The organism is Clostridium facile (genome assembly GCF_014297275.1).
Lineage (GTDB): Bacteria > Bacillota > Clostridia > Oscillospirales > Ruminococcaceae > Massilioclostridium > Massilioclostridium facile.
Window position 1 is genome coordinate 1,379,563 of the sequence record NZ_JACOQK010000001.1, and the last position, 14,358, is coordinate 1,393,920.

14 protein-coding genes, 1 tRNA gene and 2 pseudogenes are annotated in these 14,358 nt (G+C 38.4%); 11 read left to right on the plus strand and 6 right to left on the minus strand.

Going from position 1 to position 14,358, the window contains the following annotated elements:
- Positions 1-3: 3 nt before the first annotated feature.
- From H8Z77_RS05710 to H8Z77_RS05745, 8 genes are all read left to right on the plus strand, one after another.
- Complete coding sequence (locus H8Z77_RS05710) at positions 4-348, plus strand: hypothetical protein (RefSeq protein ID WP_186996444.1); 345 nt, start codon at positions 4-6, stop codon at positions 346-348.
- Between the two features lie 98 nt (positions 349-446).
- Positions 447-638, plus strand: a complete 192-nt coding sequence (locus tag H8Z77_RS05715) for a hypothetical protein (RefSeq protein WP_186996445.1) — start codon at positions 447-449, stop codon at positions 636-638.
- A gap of 12 nt (positions 639-650) precedes the next feature.
- The gene (locus tag H8Z77_RS05720) at positions 651-974 is read left to right on the plus strand and encodes a TrbC/VirB2 family protein (RefSeq protein ID WP_186996446.1); all 324 of its coding nucleotides are present in this window, start codon (positions 651-653) and stop codon (positions 972-974) included.
- A gap of 9 nt (positions 975-983) precedes the next feature.
- Positions 984-3,089 (plus strand): VirD4-like conjugal transfer protein, CD1115 family, encoded by a 2,106-nt coding sequence (locus tag H8Z77_RS05725; protein WP_186996447.1) that lies wholly within the window; start codon positions 984-986, stop codon positions 3,087-3,089.
- Between the two features lie 72 nt (positions 3,090-3,161).
- A complete protein-coding gene (locus H8Z77_RS05730; RefSeq protein WP_186996448.1) occupies positions 3,162-3,440 on the plus strand; it encodes a type II toxin-antitoxin system Phd/YefM family antitoxin in 279 nt (92 codons plus the stop codon).
- On the plus strand, positions 3,409-3,744 hold the full coding sequence (locus H8Z77_RS05735) for a type II toxin-antitoxin system RelE/ParE family toxin (protein WP_186996449.1): 336 nt from the start codon (positions 3,409-3,411) through the stop codon (positions 3,742-3,744). Before H8Z77_RS05730 ends, H8Z77_RS05735 begins: the two co-directional genes overlap by 32 nt.
- A 48-nt stretch (positions 3,745-3,792) precedes the next feature.
- The gene (locus H8Z77_RS05740; RefSeq protein ID WP_186996450.1) at positions 3,793-5,643 is read left to right on the plus strand and encodes a pLS20_p028 family conjugation system transmembrane protein; all 1,851 of its coding nucleotides are present in this window, start codon (positions 3,793-3,795) and stop codon (positions 5,641-5,643) included.
- Complete coding sequence (locus tag H8Z77_RS05745; RefSeq protein WP_186996451.1) at positions 5,630-5,983, plus strand: DUF5592 family protein; 354 nt, start codon at positions 5,630-5,632, stop codon at positions 5,981-5,983. Before H8Z77_RS05740 ends, H8Z77_RS05745 begins: the two co-directional genes overlap by 14 nt.
- A gap of 106 nt (positions 5,984-6,089) precedes the next feature.
- Here the strand turns inward: H8Z77_RS05745 and tnpA are convergent.
- Together tnpA and H8Z77_RS05755 are read right to left on the minus strand one after the other, a co-directional pair.
- A pseudogene (gene tnpA / locus H8Z77_RS05750) lies at positions 6,090-6,329 on the minus strand (IS200/IS605 family transposase); the annotation flags it as partial.
- Between the two features lie 277 nt (positions 6,330-6,606).
- Positions 6,607-7,770 carry an FprA family A-type flavoprotein gene (locus H8Z77_RS05755; RefSeq protein WP_186996452.1) on the minus strand — a complete coding sequence of 388 codons (1,164 nt, stop codon included), beginning with the start codon at positions 7,768-7,770 and terminating at the stop codon, positions 6,607-6,609.
- A gap of 417 nt (positions 7,771-8,187) precedes the next feature.
- On the opposite strand from H8Z77_RS05755, the gene H8Z77_RS05760 reads away from it, so the two are divergent.
- Both H8Z77_RS05760 and H8Z77_RS05765 read left to right on the plus strand, forming a co-directional pair.
- Entirely contained in the window at positions 8,188-8,619 is a 432-nt protein-coding gene (locus H8Z77_RS05760) for a MarR family winged helix-turn-helix transcriptional regulator (protein ID WP_069988391.1), read from the plus strand.
- A gap of 23 nt (positions 8,620-8,642) precedes the next feature.
- Positions 8,643-9,707: an FUSC family protein gene (locus H8Z77_RS05765; protein ID WP_069988390.1), complete on the plus strand. Its 1,065-nt coding sequence runs from the start codon at positions 8,643-8,645 to the stop codon at positions 9,705-9,707.
- A 419-nt stretch (positions 9,708-10,126) separates the two neighbouring features.
- Here H8Z77_RS05765 and H8Z77_RS05770 read toward each other — a convergent pair whose 3' ends face one another.
- From H8Z77_RS05770 to H8Z77_RS05785, 4 genes and pseudogenes are all read right to left on the minus strand, one after another.
- Entirely contained in the window at positions 10,127-11,299 is a 1,173-nt protein-coding gene (locus H8Z77_RS05770) for a sodium ion-translocating decarboxylase subunit beta (RefSeq protein WP_069988389.1), read from the minus strand.
- A gap of 49 nt (positions 11,300-11,348) precedes the next feature.
- Positions 11,349-11,717, minus strand: coding sequence for an OadG family transporter subunit (locus tag H8Z77_RS05775; protein WP_069988388.1), 369 nt, complete (start codon positions 11,715-11,717; stop codon positions 11,349-11,351).
- A gap of 998 nt (positions 11,718-12,715) precedes the next feature.
- Positions 12,716-12,921, minus strand: a pseudogene (locus H8Z77_RS05780) (transposase); the annotation flags it as partial.
- Between the two features lie 427 nt (positions 12,922-13,348).
- Positions 13,349-13,425: transfer RNA gene (locus H8Z77_RS05785), tRNA-Arg, on the minus strand.
- Between the two features lie 286 nt (positions 13,426-13,711).
- Here H8Z77_RS05785 and H8Z77_RS05790 point away from each other — a divergent pair.
- Positions 13,712-14,356: an HAD family hydrolase gene (locus tag H8Z77_RS05790; RefSeq protein WP_186996454.1), complete on the plus strand. Its 645-nt coding sequence runs from the start codon at positions 13,712-13,714 to the stop codon at positions 14,354-14,356.
- The last annotated feature ends 2 nt before the right edge of the window (positions 14,357-14,358 follow it).

The following is a 14,358-nucleotide window of genomic DNA, read 5'->3' on the forward strand; positions in this document are numbered from 1 at the left end:
ACCATGCGTATTTTGTTTTCTGTTGTGACGGTGACATATCATAATATGGTTTTTCAACTGGTGACCAATGATGAAAATGCCATCGATCGGATCAGCCAGTCAAGGATTGCTAGAAATATCCGGTCGGTTCTAAAACCACACCATAAATTGAATATTACATCCAGAACGTATTGTATGGGAAAAGGAAAATGCTATCATGCCAGCTTATGGGATGTTTCCAATATCCAAACCCATCTCAAAGAGGTATTTAAGCGGAAAGATTTGTTTCTGGTATGCAGCTGTTCAGCCACGATATCTGGAAAAACGGCTAGACACAGGTGTATCCCTTCCGCTATTTCAGTGCGATGAAATTAAAACCAACCTTACAATACAAAGTACAGCAGGATAAAAACCGCCACGATAGAATCAAGAAACAATATGGGCTTGATGATAAAAAGGTGGTTGTTGTGGAACAAAGCAACATGGCAAAGTTTTGTATCCGGCTTGTCATCCGGTTATTTCGGGTAACAATTGGAGTTGTTATCTTTCTATTATCCGCCATTGGATTCATTTCATTGCTTTATCCTGCTACTAGAACAGCCCTTTTATCGGAATGGGCGTCCGTGTTACATCAAATATTAGAATTTTTACATGGATAGGAGTTTACTAATATGAAAAAAATGACAAAGAAATGTATCGCTGCTGTCAGCAGCCTAATGATGGCAGCCATGTGTTCCATTCATGCTTTTGCGGAAGAAGGAAACGTGGATACCACAGAAATCACAACAGGAATTGATGACCTTGGGGATTTGCTCCGCAAATTCGGTCCGAATATATTCTTTGTACTTTTAGTCCTTGTCGGTGTCGCCTTGATGTTTGGGGAATCCGGCAGACGTTGGGGTAAGACGGCAATTCTATTCGGCGTGATTGGCTTCCTTGTTGTAACCTTTGCGCCAGCCATTGTGTCCACCCTCCAATCATATTTCCCAGCATAGGTGAAACCCATGAAATTACATAGAAAAGAATTAAAGAAACGATTTTTGGCGGACAAAAAACAGCTTTTGTCCGCCAATGAAATTTTGACAAACAAGAAGATACTCATTGGAATATGCCTTGGGATATCCCTACTATCGTTTATCCTGTTCCACGTTATCATCCAGCTATTTACCCATATTCCTCATATCGCTGCCGGTTCTTTTTCGTGGCTTTCCTTGTTTTCTTTTGATTTTGAGCATTTCGGTTTGTTGTACCTTGCCCTGTGTTTGTTGTCCTGCTGTATCGGGATGTATTTCTATTACAAAATCCAAACCAACTTCAAGGACTTAAACATCGGACAAAAGGGAGATGCAAGGTTTTTGACGTTTTCAGAAGTGAAGCAGGTATACAAGGCGATACCGGAGAAAGAAAAAACGTTTCCGGGACGTGGCGGCTTGCCGGTCTACCGGGATGGTAAAACGCTATATATTGACGACAGTATCACCAACAATCTGATTGTGGCGATTACCCGTTCCGGTAAAGGGGAGTTATTGGTGATCCCCTCCATAGATATCCTGTCCCGTGCAGAGGAACAAACCAGTATGATTGTTTTTGATGTCAAAGGGGAATTATCCCGTGCCTGTATTCCCCATCTGTTAGAACGGGGATACAGAATCAACATACTGGATTTGATTGATACTGACTACAGCATGTATTTTAATTTATTGGAAATTGCGACACAGTATTATGAAAGGGGCGATATTTCATCCGCAGAGGAAATATGCAGGGCAACCGCTTTTTCTTTGTTTGAAGAACCCAATACTCATGATCGGTTTTGGGTCAACGCTCCGATTGATTTGTTTTGCGCTGTTGCCTTAACGCACATCGAAGATTGTTTGCAATCAGGCGAACGGAATAAGATCAACATGTATTCCGTTACTATCTTTATTTCCACATTGGAATCCATCAAAAACCCTCAACGAAAAGAATCTGCTTTGGATGAATTCTTCCTGTCCCGCCCGTATAACGACAAGGCAAGACTCAAATACACCACCATACAATTTTCTGAAGGCAAAACAAGGGCTTCTATCCTGTCTATCTGCGCCGCTAAATTGTCCATTTTCACCTATGAAAAGATAGCGAAGGTGACAAGCAAGAATACCATTGATTTAGAAAAAATCGGCTTTGATCAGGAGAAACCAACGGCGGTTTTTCTCCGTGTTCCTTTTCATAAGACAACCTTCCATGCCATCGCCAGTATCTTTGTGGCGCAGGCATATTTTGTCTTGATGGATAAGGCTGCTATGCAGAATAAAGGGAAATGTATCCGTCCTGTGAAGGTCATAGCGGACGAAGCATTTAACTTCCCCGCCATGGAAAACCTCGATGTCATGCTGTCAGTTGGATTGGGCGCAAAATTCAGTATGGATTTATATGCACAGTCCTATCACCAGATCAAAAAAGTGTATGGAGAGGACGCAGCGGAAATCATTGCCGATAACTGCTCCACCATGTTTTATCTGATGTCCCCCGCAGAATCCACACGGGAGATGGTAAGCAAAAAACTCGGAAAATACACCATCAAAAACGTGAACCGGGCTGGACACAGGTTTTCCATCAACAAGAGCTTTACCGAGACCTATGAGGAGAAGGATCTGCTTTCCCCCAATCAGCTGGAACGGTTGCAGGAGGGTGAAATGGTGGTAATTCCGACCATGAAACGACAAGATTTAAACAGCAACAAAATATCTGCTTTGCCCATCTTTGCAAGCGGCGAACACCGGATGAGATACCGTTATGATTACCTGCCAGAATGGAATCCACAAGCGGATATGGACTATGTGAGGTTAGGGATTCAGCCAGAAACAATCAATCTAGATGAGGTCACATATCTGCTGGCGTTTATACAAGATAGGGTTTTGCAAGATAGGAAACCAAAAACCAACAAACTCACTGATGTGTTAAACACCAACGAGTTGCAGTCAATTGAAAATTGTCTTGCAAACAATCAAATAGACCTGGATTTATCCCAGTACACGGTAAAGTCCTTTTATGAATTACTGGTACAGCTTTATCAAAATGGGGATATCTCCAGTACGGATTTTCAGGTAATCGAAAGATTTTTGATAAAATGAGAGATACACTTGATTTTATAGTATAATTTGTATATAATATAATTAGAATAAAGCTATAAAGGAGGACTTCTTATGAATATACGTCCATCCGCCGCCATTCGGCAAAACTACAATGAAATAGCGGAACTGTGCAGAAAAACTGCGGAACCGGTCTATCTGACCAAAAATGGTGAAGGAGATTTGGTTGTCATGGATATGGAAACCTTCAACCGCAGGGAAAAAATGCTAAAACTCCGGGAAGAATTATTGGCAGTAGAGGAAGATCGTTTGCATGGTAATGAAGGATATTCTGTAGACGAAGTTGCCGCAATGATGAGAAATGCTATTCAGGAGGCAACCGGCCGTGGATAATAAATATAAAGTGGTTGTATCCAAACAAGCAACACAAATGCTGGTATCCCATGCGGCGTTTTTAGCGCAGGTGAATGCGGAAGCTGCGGAACGGCTGGTTGTATCGTTTGAAAATGCAGCAAATTCGCTGGACACCATGCCGCAAAGATGCCCTTGGTTGATGGAAGAATATATCCCACGCAATGTATATCATTACTTGCTATTTGAAAAACGGTATATGATTGTATTTCAAATTAAAGATAATACAGTATATGTAGATTATGTCCTTGATTGCCGACAGGATTATGGATGGCTTATCCACTAAAAACAGAATAGCACCAGAAACCGTCACTTACTCAAGTGGCGGTTTTTTATGCCTAAAAATAACGATGAAAGGAGTGCAAAGGCTATCGATGCATATGGAACTTTAACGACCTATGATGATTTATTCAGTACCACAAACAATCCTTTTTTGTACATCATCCGGATATTAGGCTGGTGGATTATTAGGGGGCTTGCTTCCCTTGTCGGCGGCGTAGAATCCATCGTGAATGATTTAATGTCCCATATCAATTTCTTTGAGAGCGCAGAAGTCACAGGCTTCATGTCCACTATCCGCCCGATTATCTGGAGCCTGCTGCTCATTGGTATTGTGGTGTTGGGATATAACCTCATGTTCAACCAGAGCGAAAAGAAATCACAGATTCCTGTCAACTTGCTGTGTTTTGTCCTGATCATCACGGGATTGCCTACTTTTTTGTCCCAGATTTCCGGTATCACAACAACGGGCATCCAGACGTTTTGGGGTTCCAATTCGGTCAGCAGTCAGATTCTAAAATCCTGTGTGCAGGATTTATCCTACTATGATGAAAACGACTTCTCGGTAGAAGCATTGCAGCAGAAAAACAATATCGCAGAAGAAAAGATTGAGAAGATAGACCCCGCCACATTGATGAAACCAAAAGACTGCAAAAACGATGATGTGTTCAGCAACCAGATTTCTTTTAATACAGACGGTACAGAAAAACTTACAAAATTAAGCGATGGCTTGTTCGGATGGGACGCTATGTCCTCCTACTATTACCGATACAAGATAGACTGGCTGGCGATATATATTTCCCTGATCGCCATGTTTTTGGCTCTGCTCTTTGCGGCGATTAAGACCGGAAAAATTATCTTTGAAATAGGGTTCAATGGGATATTCCTATTATTCGTTGCACCTCTTGATTTGACGGTCGGACAGCGTTTAAAAAAATGTGTGCTGGAGCTGTTATCCCTGTTCCTTGTCTTAATCTGTATGTGTCTTGTGGTAAGGGTGTACGTCTTTGGCGTCGCATGGGTATCCGATACATTTGAGGGACTGTCCAAGGCAATCTGTCTGTTGGGATTTTCGTGGGGTATGATTGACGCACCGAACATTATCCAAAAGATATTGGGGATTGACGCAGGCTTATCCTCTGGATTCAAAACGATGGCAAGCGTCTATTACGCTTCTAGAACCGCATGGGGAGCCGCAAAAGGGGCTGCTTCCGTTGCGAAAAAGGCAGCTGGAGCAGGTACTGCCGCTATGGGATATACGGCTGGTACGGCGAAAGGAATCTATGATTTTGCTGGTCAGAAACAATCAAAGAAGGCTTCCCATCAGGAAACAACGGAACAGAAAGGAAAAATGTCCGGTCAAAACATAGAGGATGGCAAACAAGCAACCAAGGATCAGGAAACACCTGTAAAGGAAAAAGGAGCACAAAATCAGCAGGCACAGAATCAAAGGGAAACCATACCAGACAAACCCCAAACAGACAGACAATCCGAACCGAAAATAAATGCATCATCAGAGGATACACAGGCAAAACCAAATATCCCAACTCCTGATATGGATTCTAAGAATCATAAAGACGGACAGAAAGAGCAAGAGAAACATCAGCCTGTTCAGCAGGATGTTGCGCAGGCAAAAGAACCATCACAGAAAAAGGATAACCGGGACTACACCACGACTTTGGGAGATGTGGTCAAAAGCAAGCTGCCAAGCGGTCACAGGATTGGTCAGGCTTACGATGTGGGGCGCAATACTGCATTGCAGGGGCTACAAAAGATAGACGGCTATGTGCAGAAACAAAATTCTGGTGAAACCCCATCGCTTAAACCGGAAAGCAAGGTTGTGGATCATCCGCCAGAATCAACAGAGATACACAAGAAACGGAGAAAAAATCATGACAAGGATTAACCGGAACTTTTCCCACATCGTACCCCGTGAAATAGAAAGCGACATGCGGTTTGTCAAATTCCTGTCCTTACGGGATTTGATGGTCATCGTATGTTTGGTTATGGTATCCAACAACTTTATGGGAATGGTACATCCCAAACTACAACTTTTGTATTTCCTATTCACCATTCTTGCGGGGTTGTTTCTGGTCATGCCAGCATACAAGGACAATGCGGGGAAAAAGAATGTTGAAGTGATGTTTCTGATCCTTTTGAAAAAGAGAATCGTCTATGATTCCATTGACGACCCTATTGAAGAAGAACGGGAGGGAATCTATTTCGATGAAACAAAAAACGAATAAACAGACAACTGATTTCATCCCCATCATCGACTACACCGATGATGGGGTATTCATCACAAAATCAGGATATCTTGATTTTGTACAAATTACATGTAAAGACTTAAATTCCGCAAAGGACTATGACACCCATTTTCGGTGGGATACTTACCAAGATGTGTACATGATTTGGCATCATATTCCCTTCTATGATTTCTACACCTTTCCATTTACACAAATCTTTAATGATTTCTCGTATATCTTTTCTTAACTGATTATAAATTACTTTTCTTCGATATTTCGGGGTAAACACTATATGGTACTTGCATATCCATTTTGTATGTGCTAAACTATTTGCCATGAGGAACATCCTTTCTGTTTTTTAGGTGGCTTGAACAATCACCATTATATCAGAAAGGATGTTCCTTTGCTTAAGCTTAAATCTCACCCGCATAGCGGGTGGTTTTTAAAACCCTCCGCTATGCGGAGGGTTTCTCGCTAAAGCACTAACCAAAAACAGGCTGCCAGAAAATCATCTTGGCAGCCTGTTTTTATGCGATACCTTTTTATAAAAGTATCCTATTCAGTTGTATAAATATAGGAGACTATCTAGAAAGGTCCTCTACTCACTTTATTATATAGCAACACTATTTTACCAGAGCATCCGCTAAAGCTTCCATTGCCGCAGTAGAATCCTCTTTTAAGGTAGAACGGATACTAACAAATTCATCATAAATCGTAATATTTTTCATCCCTTCCAGTAAAGAACGCATAACCTTACCAGCGGAAGGGGCCCAAGAACCATTTTCAATCAGGGCAACTTTACGGTTTTGATAATTTTTTGCTTTGAGGTGGTGTAAGAATTCTTCCATACAAGGGAACACTCCTCCATCATAAGAGCATGCCGCCAATACCAAGCGATCATAACGGAAAGCATCTTCTACTGCTTCTGCCATATCATCACGGGTTAAATCGCACAAGGATACTTTTGGAGCACCTTTTTCTTTTAACATTTCAGCGAATTTTTTAATTGCTTTTGCGGTATTGCCATGGATCGAAGCATATGCAATAAAAATACCTTCGTCTTCTGGACGGTAGCTGCTCCAAATATCATATTTATTTAAGTAATGGGCTAAATTCTCTTTTAAAATAGGACCATGTAATGGGCAGATCATTTGAATATCCAATCTAGCTGCTTTCTTCAGCAGAGCCTGTACTTGCATGCCATATTTTCCTACAATATTGAAGTAATAACGGCGTGCTTCACAATCCCAATCTTCCTCTGTATCCAACGTCCCAAATTTTCCGAAACCATCTGCGGAAAACAAGATTTTTTCGGATTGTTCATAAGTTACCATTACTTCTGGCCAATGAACCATAGGTGCCATGAAGAACTGCAATGTATGGGAACCTACGTTTAAGGTATCTCCTTCTTTTACTGTAATCGCACGTGAAGAAATATCAATAGAAAAAAACTGAGATAACAATTGGAATGTTTTTGCATTTCCCACTACTTGCATATTAGGGTAACGTTCTGCTAACGCCTGAATATTCGCAGCGTGATCTGGTTCCATATGGGAAACCACCAAATAATCAACTGTCCGTCCATTTAAAGCATTTTCCAGGTTTTTGAACCATTCTTCTGTAGCACGCGCATCAACAGTATCCATCACTACAACTTTTTCATCCAAAATTACATAGGAATTATAGGAGATACCATTTGGCACAACATATTGGCTTTCAAATAAGTCAATGGTTTTATCATCTACTCCGATATAAACTACAGTGTCAGTGATTCGTGTATCTTTCATATTGCCCTCCTGTGAAATTTTTATATTTGTTATGCACCCCTTTTTCCCTATTAAGGCAAAAAAAGGATTCTGTCTTATATTTCCTGTAATAGTATAGCATAAAACCGGATAGAAGTCGATTAAATTTTTTAAAAATAGGGTCACATTCTCTTTTCTTGTCAGTATAAAATAAGATTTTGCAAAAGATCCTATTGATATTGTTATTTTTGTGTCAATTAAAACAAACTATATCTTCCTCAAAATACATCTAAATAAATCCCATCTCTTCAATTCTTATTTAGTCTATTCTTATAACCAAAAAATATCCAATCTTTATAAATAGTATCCTAATAAAATTCACAAATTACAACTTGACATTTTGGTGAAAAAGAGTAAACTAGTTTACTAGGTTAACTAATTAGAGAGGTATCCTATGATATGAAAGAATTAAATTGGATTCAAATGTCGGATTATATGCACACCTTACAGGAGTTTACCCGCTTGGCTGTTTTAAAACAAACGGAATTAACCACCGCATCTGCTGGAGAAATGGATTTATTATCCCGGATTTATCTGCTAAAGTCCCCTGTAACTCCCTTACAGTTAAGCCAGCAGATGAAAATGAAAAAATCTTCAATCAGTCGTATTATCCATCATTTGCTGGAAAAAGAACTTATTATAAAACAAAAAAATGAGTTGGATGGTCGTAGTTATCATCTTATCCTTACACAAAAAGGCCAAGAGCAGTTAAAGCAACATTATGAGCAATTCTTAACCCCTATCTATTTACTGTATCGAAAAATGGGACAAGAACAGTTTTTAGAATTTATTAAAAATATACAAACCGCAACTTGTTTGCTACAAGAATAATATGATTTAGAAAGGACCCTTTTATGACATTTTATCAGCTATTACAGTTGGATCCACTTCCATTTAAAAAATTAATACAGGAAGCGAATAGTCGTCAGGAAAAAAGACGTTATATTTTTGCTTTTATTTTAAAGAATATTTTGGTTGTGCTATTTGCCATTGTGTTTATTGGAGGGGCCAACCTTATTTTTGGAAACGAAAATAGCTCTGTTGCAGTTGTTGTTTTTTGTATTTTATTGATGGTGCGATTTGTAGATTTTGGCTATGAAATCAAGTCTTCTTTATTTTCCTTATTTCTTGTATTTTTTATTTTGACAGTTGGTCCAATTCTAGCAAACAGTGCAAATCCATATTGGAAACTATTGATTCATATGATATCCATTTCCTTATTAATGGTTTTAACTTGTTTGCGTCCATCCTACGGCAACCAGTCCATTTATGTTTTTGGATATTTGCTCATCCAAAATTATCCTGTAACCGGACAACTACTACAAATGCGCTGTCTTGAAATAGGAATTGGATTCGTTTTATGTGGGATTATATTTTATTGTAAACACCATAAAAAGCATTACGAAACCCATTTAGGCAATGTTTTTAAAAACTTTTCTCTATTTGATCCTACCTATCAATGGCAAATAAAAGTAGCACTTGGTGTATCCCTAGCAATGTTTATAGGAGATCTTGTCCATGTTCCTAGAACAATGTGGATCGGTTTTGCCGCATTAGCAGTTTTACAAATAGACCCTAAAAGTGTAAAACAACGATTAAAATTACGAGCACCTTCTGCGATTGTGGGAAGCCTTGTATTTGGGGTAATCTGTACTATTTTTCCACAAATCCTATCGATGCTGGGACCAATATCAGGGCTATTGATGGGATTTTGCGCAACCTATCAATGGAAAAACGCATTCAACTGTTTTGGCGCATTATTAGTTGCATCCAGTATTTTTGGATTATGGAATTCGATTTTTCTTCGTATACTGCTAAATATATTTGGAAGCTATTTTGCATTTGGTTTCCATTTACTCTATGATAAAATTATGATGTTATTTTCACAAACGAGAAAAAATCAATTGATATCCCAATAATACTCTCCCCTTTAATATTTGTATCGCCTTTAATCCATAAGTGCAATACAAATATTAAAGGGGTTTTTATTTTTCGTTCAAAATCCTCAAGCCAAAAATCATCTAAACATTTTATTTTCAATACTTTCCATATAAAACAATCCACACCATCATATTTTAATCTGTAAAATGATGGAAAATTCGGCATTGAAAACAAGAAATAGTTTATAATTATATATCTGCCTATCGCTTTAACAAAAAACAGCATTGGTTACCAATAAGTTTAGCCACTTTCGATCCAGCTTCAACAGATTATCAATAAATCATTTGACTTCCTTATATCTGTTTACCTTACTATTATACAAATATCCCTTTTATTGAAAGCAAAAAGACCTGAGCACTTCTTAAAAGGCTCAGATCTTTTTTTATTATCTTATTTATTATCCAAGTACACTTAACAATACACCAGCTGCAACGGCAGAACCAATTACACCTGCAACGTTTGGACCCATCGCGTGCATTAACAAGAAGTTGGTTGGATTTGCTTGTTGACCAACTTTTTGGGAGACACGAGCAGCCATTGGAACTGCGGATACACCAGCAGAACCGATTAATGGGTTAACTTTACCTTTGGTTACAATGTACATTACTTTACCAAGCAATACACCGCATGCAGTGCCTAAGCAGAATGCAGCCAATCCAAGGCCTACAATTCCTAATGTTTTACCTGTTAGGAATACGTCTGCTGTAGCGGTTGCACCAACAGTAACGCCCAAGAAGATTGTAATAATATTCATTAACTCATTTTGGGCTGTTTTTACTAAACGTTCTACAACGCCACTTTCCTTCATCAGGTTCCCCAACATCAAGCATCCCATCAATGGACCTGCGGAAGGAACTAACAAAGAAACAATTAAAGTTACAATAATCGGGAACAAGATTTTTTCGATTTTGGATACTGGTCGTAATTGTTCCATCACTACCATACGTTCTTTTTTGGTAGTTAAAGCTTTCATAATTGGTGGCTGAATAACCGGTACTAAAGCCATGTAAGAATAAGCTGCTACTGCAATAGAACCTAACAAATGCGGCGCCAACGTTTTCGCAACATAAATTGCGGTAGGACCATCCGCACCACCAATAATAGCGATTGCACCTGCTTCTTCCAGTGTATAGAATGGCAGTGCTGCTGCGACGATAAAGGTAAAGAAGATACCACCCTGAGCAGCTGCACCCAGTAAAAAGCTTTTTGGGTTGGCGATTAAAGGACCAAAGTCGGTCATACATCCAATACCAAGGAAAATTAATGGAGGATATACTCCTAGCTTAACCCCTAGATATAAGATATCCAATAGCCCACCATCGTGTAAAACCTGACCGTAATCTATTGTTGCAGTCTGATAAAATTCAGAATGGAACATTTCAATGCCAGGCAAATTTGTTAACAACATACCAAAAGCAATTGGCAACAAGAGTAATGGCTCAAACTGTTTTGCGATTGCTAGATAAATCAATACGCCGGAAATGACAAACATAATTAAAACTTTCCAGTCCAACTGTGCAAAACCAGAGTCAATCGCCAATTGTTTTAGCGTATCCAGAAAAACTTCCATTTGCTACCTCCATCATTATTTTACTAAAAATTTTGCCTTTTTCTTTATGTTAAAAAGGTCTTGTATTTTCAGTGATACCTGCCAAACGCCATACAGAGCGGTTGGTTACTGTATCTGCTTTACGGATACTTTTAATTGCCACAGGCTGGTCTGTATCCATAGCACATGCTACAGCAGCAGAAATAGCAGCAACTGTTTCCCCGGAAATACCAGCTTGTACTACAGGGGCTGCTGGTTTTGCTGGAACAATTGGTTTTACCGGTGGTTTTGGTGCAGTTTGAGATGGCTTATCAATCTTTTTATTAGTTGCTTTCATAATCGCACCCATAATAGAGATTGCAATAATCAACAAAATCAGACCCAAAAATACTACAACCAATCCAGTAACGGTAATCGCGATAATGGTTCCCCAATCCATGAATCAACACTCCTTTACTAATTAATAATGAGTAGAGTTTTGTAAAAACTCGAAATCTCTTTCATTATACAACAAAATGGATTTCTTTTCAATATTTTAATGTCTTTTTCTTTCATAATTTTATCATTTTTTATCTTAATGCTATTCATAAAGTAAAAGAATCCTGCAAATTTTTTCATAATTCTTAGCATTTCCATTAAAATAGAATGATATTCTAAGATTCAACCAAAAAGGGACCAAATTTTTTATAAGGTACTGAATAAAAAAGAGATAAAAATTCTGTCCTATCGCTTTTTTCTATCTATGCGTGTCGTTTACAGTTGTTTGTGCAAAAACGAAAGATTCTGCTTGTAGAAAATACTCACTCATGCTAAATCCAACTGCGTCATGAGAGGAAGTGCACTTTCAAAAAAATATATCCATATGCAGAAAAATCCGACACACTGTAAAAGCATACCGAATTTTCTATGGCTTTCGATTGATAGATTCGTCTTTTTCTCTCATTTACAGGCATTACTATTATCGCCCATCCTCCCAAAAGCATCAAAAAATGACCGCTCATTCCCAAACAAATATCATGCATAGATTAATGACAAATTCTTTTTTAAATTTATCTGTTTCCCCGTTTCCAATGTCCTCTCTTTTTGAAAATGAGGCAGAACTACCATTTCGGAATAGCAAGGGACAAAACACCTTTTAAAAGAAAAATAGATGATCCTCTTTTCAAAAAGAAAGTGGAGTTTCTCTTGAATTTATTTTAGATTTATAGCGTTTATTTCACTATGACAAAAATCCTATTTTCAGAATGAAGAGGAGAGTTCTTTCGGCATGACTTCCCTCTCCCTATGGCTAACTATGTTTCCTCGCTTCAGAAACATAGTGGATTTTCCTCTTGTCATATATGTTTCCATTAACTTTTACCGATAATAAAATTGGGTGTCAATAAGCTATTATCTTCTTATACCTATGATAGAAAAAACGCTATCCTTAATATAGGAGAGACTTACCAATATATAGATGTGGTCCAAACATGTTTCTGCTTCTATTCCTTCCACATCTTTTGGCCACACAATTTTTTCAATATTTCTCCAATATCTTTTTTCAGTTGTGCGTATATCTCTTTCCTTCCATATTTCGGTGCAAATGCTATATGATATTCACAGCGATATTTTGAATGTGCCGTACTTTTTATTTTATTCCTCATTTGTCAAAAACCTCCTCTTGTTGTTTTAGTAATGCAATCACCAAACCACTACTTTATAACCAGGAGGTTTTTATTTACTAAATTTTTCCTTCTTCTAGTTATAACTGGAGGTTTATTTTCACGCATAAATACGCCAGTCATGACCACCAGCTAAGCTGATGGCTTGAGTAAGCCCTAGAAGGGAATAGTACTGGAGAGCATCTAAAGATGTACTGAAATATCTGTCTTTTGCATCACTAGCTCTGCCGCCCATAAACGGGCAATTTTCTTACAACAATAGTTTTTTCGTTACTATAAGATTGCTGTTAGTAACTCGCTTCGTTCAATGCTTAAAGCGAAAGCTTTTGGGCGAGAGCCTCCACCAGCATAGCCGGTGATTTCTATAACAATCAAAAAAGCCAAGTAGCTTTACTACTTGGCTTTTATTTGGTGCGCTGGAAGGGACTCGAACCCCTGACCTACTGGTTCGTAGCCAGTCACTCTATCCAGCTGAGCTACCAGCGCATTTGCATCTCTCTCAGAGCGCTTAATTATAATACCATATACAACGACAAAAGTCAAGCATTTTTTTGTTTTTTTAGAGAAAATATTATTTCTCTATCTTTTTGCTAATTTTTATTTTAAATAAAACGTTTTTTTGTTATGCTATCCTCTAGTTTCAAAATACTAAGTTAATATCATGATATTATTTTCCACAACATAACTGTTGCATTTTAGAACCGTTTATAATAACAGTACCTCCTTTCTTGACACTTTCCTGGATTTATGGCAGAATAAAAAAGAAAAGGAAGTGATTATTATAAAAAAGCTTGTCATTTTTGATATGGATGGTACGTTAAATCAAACAGAACGATACGCAGTAGAGGCCTTCCATAAAGTGTTTGATGATATGGGAATACACGGAGTTACAGACCAACAAATTATTGACCAATTTGGGGCAATCTCCAAAGATGTATTAACACTGTTTTTAGGTAAAACGCCAACAGAAGAACAATATCAATTTTACCGCAACAAACTATGCGAATATGAAGATGAATTGATGTTACAATATGGCGCTCCTTATCCAGGTGTTCCAGAGATGCTAGACCGTTTACACCAGGCAGGCTATACAATCGCAGTGTGTTCCAACGCTTCTTTACATCATATTGAACATGTATCCCATGCAATTGGCATTACAGAAAAAATAGACCTGATGCAGCCAAGAATTCAATCCAATCCAAAATCTGTTTCATTAAAATACTTACTGGATCAGGAACAGCCTGATTGGGCTTGTATGGTCGGTGACCGTATTTTTGATTTAGAAGCAGCAAAAGCGAACCATATTCCTTTTGTTGGATGTTTGTATGGATTTGGACCAAATGAACTTTCCAAAGCCGATATTGTTGTAGAACATGCCAGCGAAATTGCCCAGGCAATTGAACAATTACAACAATAATA

What these genes read in the sequence shown, in the direction of transcription:
- H8Z77_RS05710 (WP_186996444.1), top strand. Translation starts at nt 4, where the DNA reads ATGCGTATTTTGTTTTCTGTTGTGACGGTGACATATCATAATATGGTT.
- H8Z77_RS05720 (WP_186996446.1), top strand. Translation starts at nt 651, where the DNA reads ATGAAAAAAATGACAAAGAAATGTATCGCTGCTGTCAGCAGCCTAATG.
- H8Z77_RS05725 (WP_186996447.1), top strand. Translation starts at nt 984, where the DNA reads ATGAAATTACATAGAAAAGAATTAAAGAAACGATTTTTGGCGGACAAA.
- H8Z77_RS05730 (WP_186996448.1), top strand. Translation starts at nt 3,162, where the DNA reads ATGAATATACGTCCATCCGCCGCCATTCGGCAAAACTACAATGAAATA.
- H8Z77_RS05735 (WP_186996449.1), top strand. Translation starts at nt 3,409, where the DNA reads ATGCTATTCAGGAGGCAACCGGCCGTGGATAATAAATATAAAGTGGTT.
- H8Z77_RS05740 (WP_186996450.1), top strand. Translation starts at nt 3,793, where the DNA reads ATGCCTAAAAATAACGATGAAAGGAGTGCAAAGGCTATCGATGCATAT.
- H8Z77_RS05745 (WP_186996451.1), top strand. Translation starts at nt 5,630, where the DNA reads ATGACAAGGATTAACCGGAACTTTTCCCACATCGTACCCCGTGAAATA.
- H8Z77_RS05755 (WP_186996452.1), bottom strand. Translation starts at nt 7,770, where the DNA reads ATGAAAGATACACGAATCACTGACACTGTAGTTTATATCGGAGTAGAT.
- H8Z77_RS05760 (WP_069988391.1), top strand. Translation starts at nt 8,188, where the DNA reads ATGAAAGAATTAAATTGGATTCAAATGTCGGATTATATGCACACCTTA.
- H8Z77_RS05765 (WP_069988390.1), top strand. Translation starts at nt 8,643, where the DNA reads ATGACATTTTATCAGCTATTACAGTTGGATCCACTTCCATTTAAAAAA.
- H8Z77_RS05770 (WP_069988389.1), bottom strand. Translation starts at nt 11,299, where the DNA reads ATGGAAGTTTTTCTGGATACGCTAAAACAATTGGCGATTGACTCTGGT.
- H8Z77_RS05775 (WP_069988388.1), bottom strand. Translation starts at nt 11,717, where the DNA reads ATGGATTGGGGAACCATTATCGCGATTACCGTTACTGGATTGGTTGTA.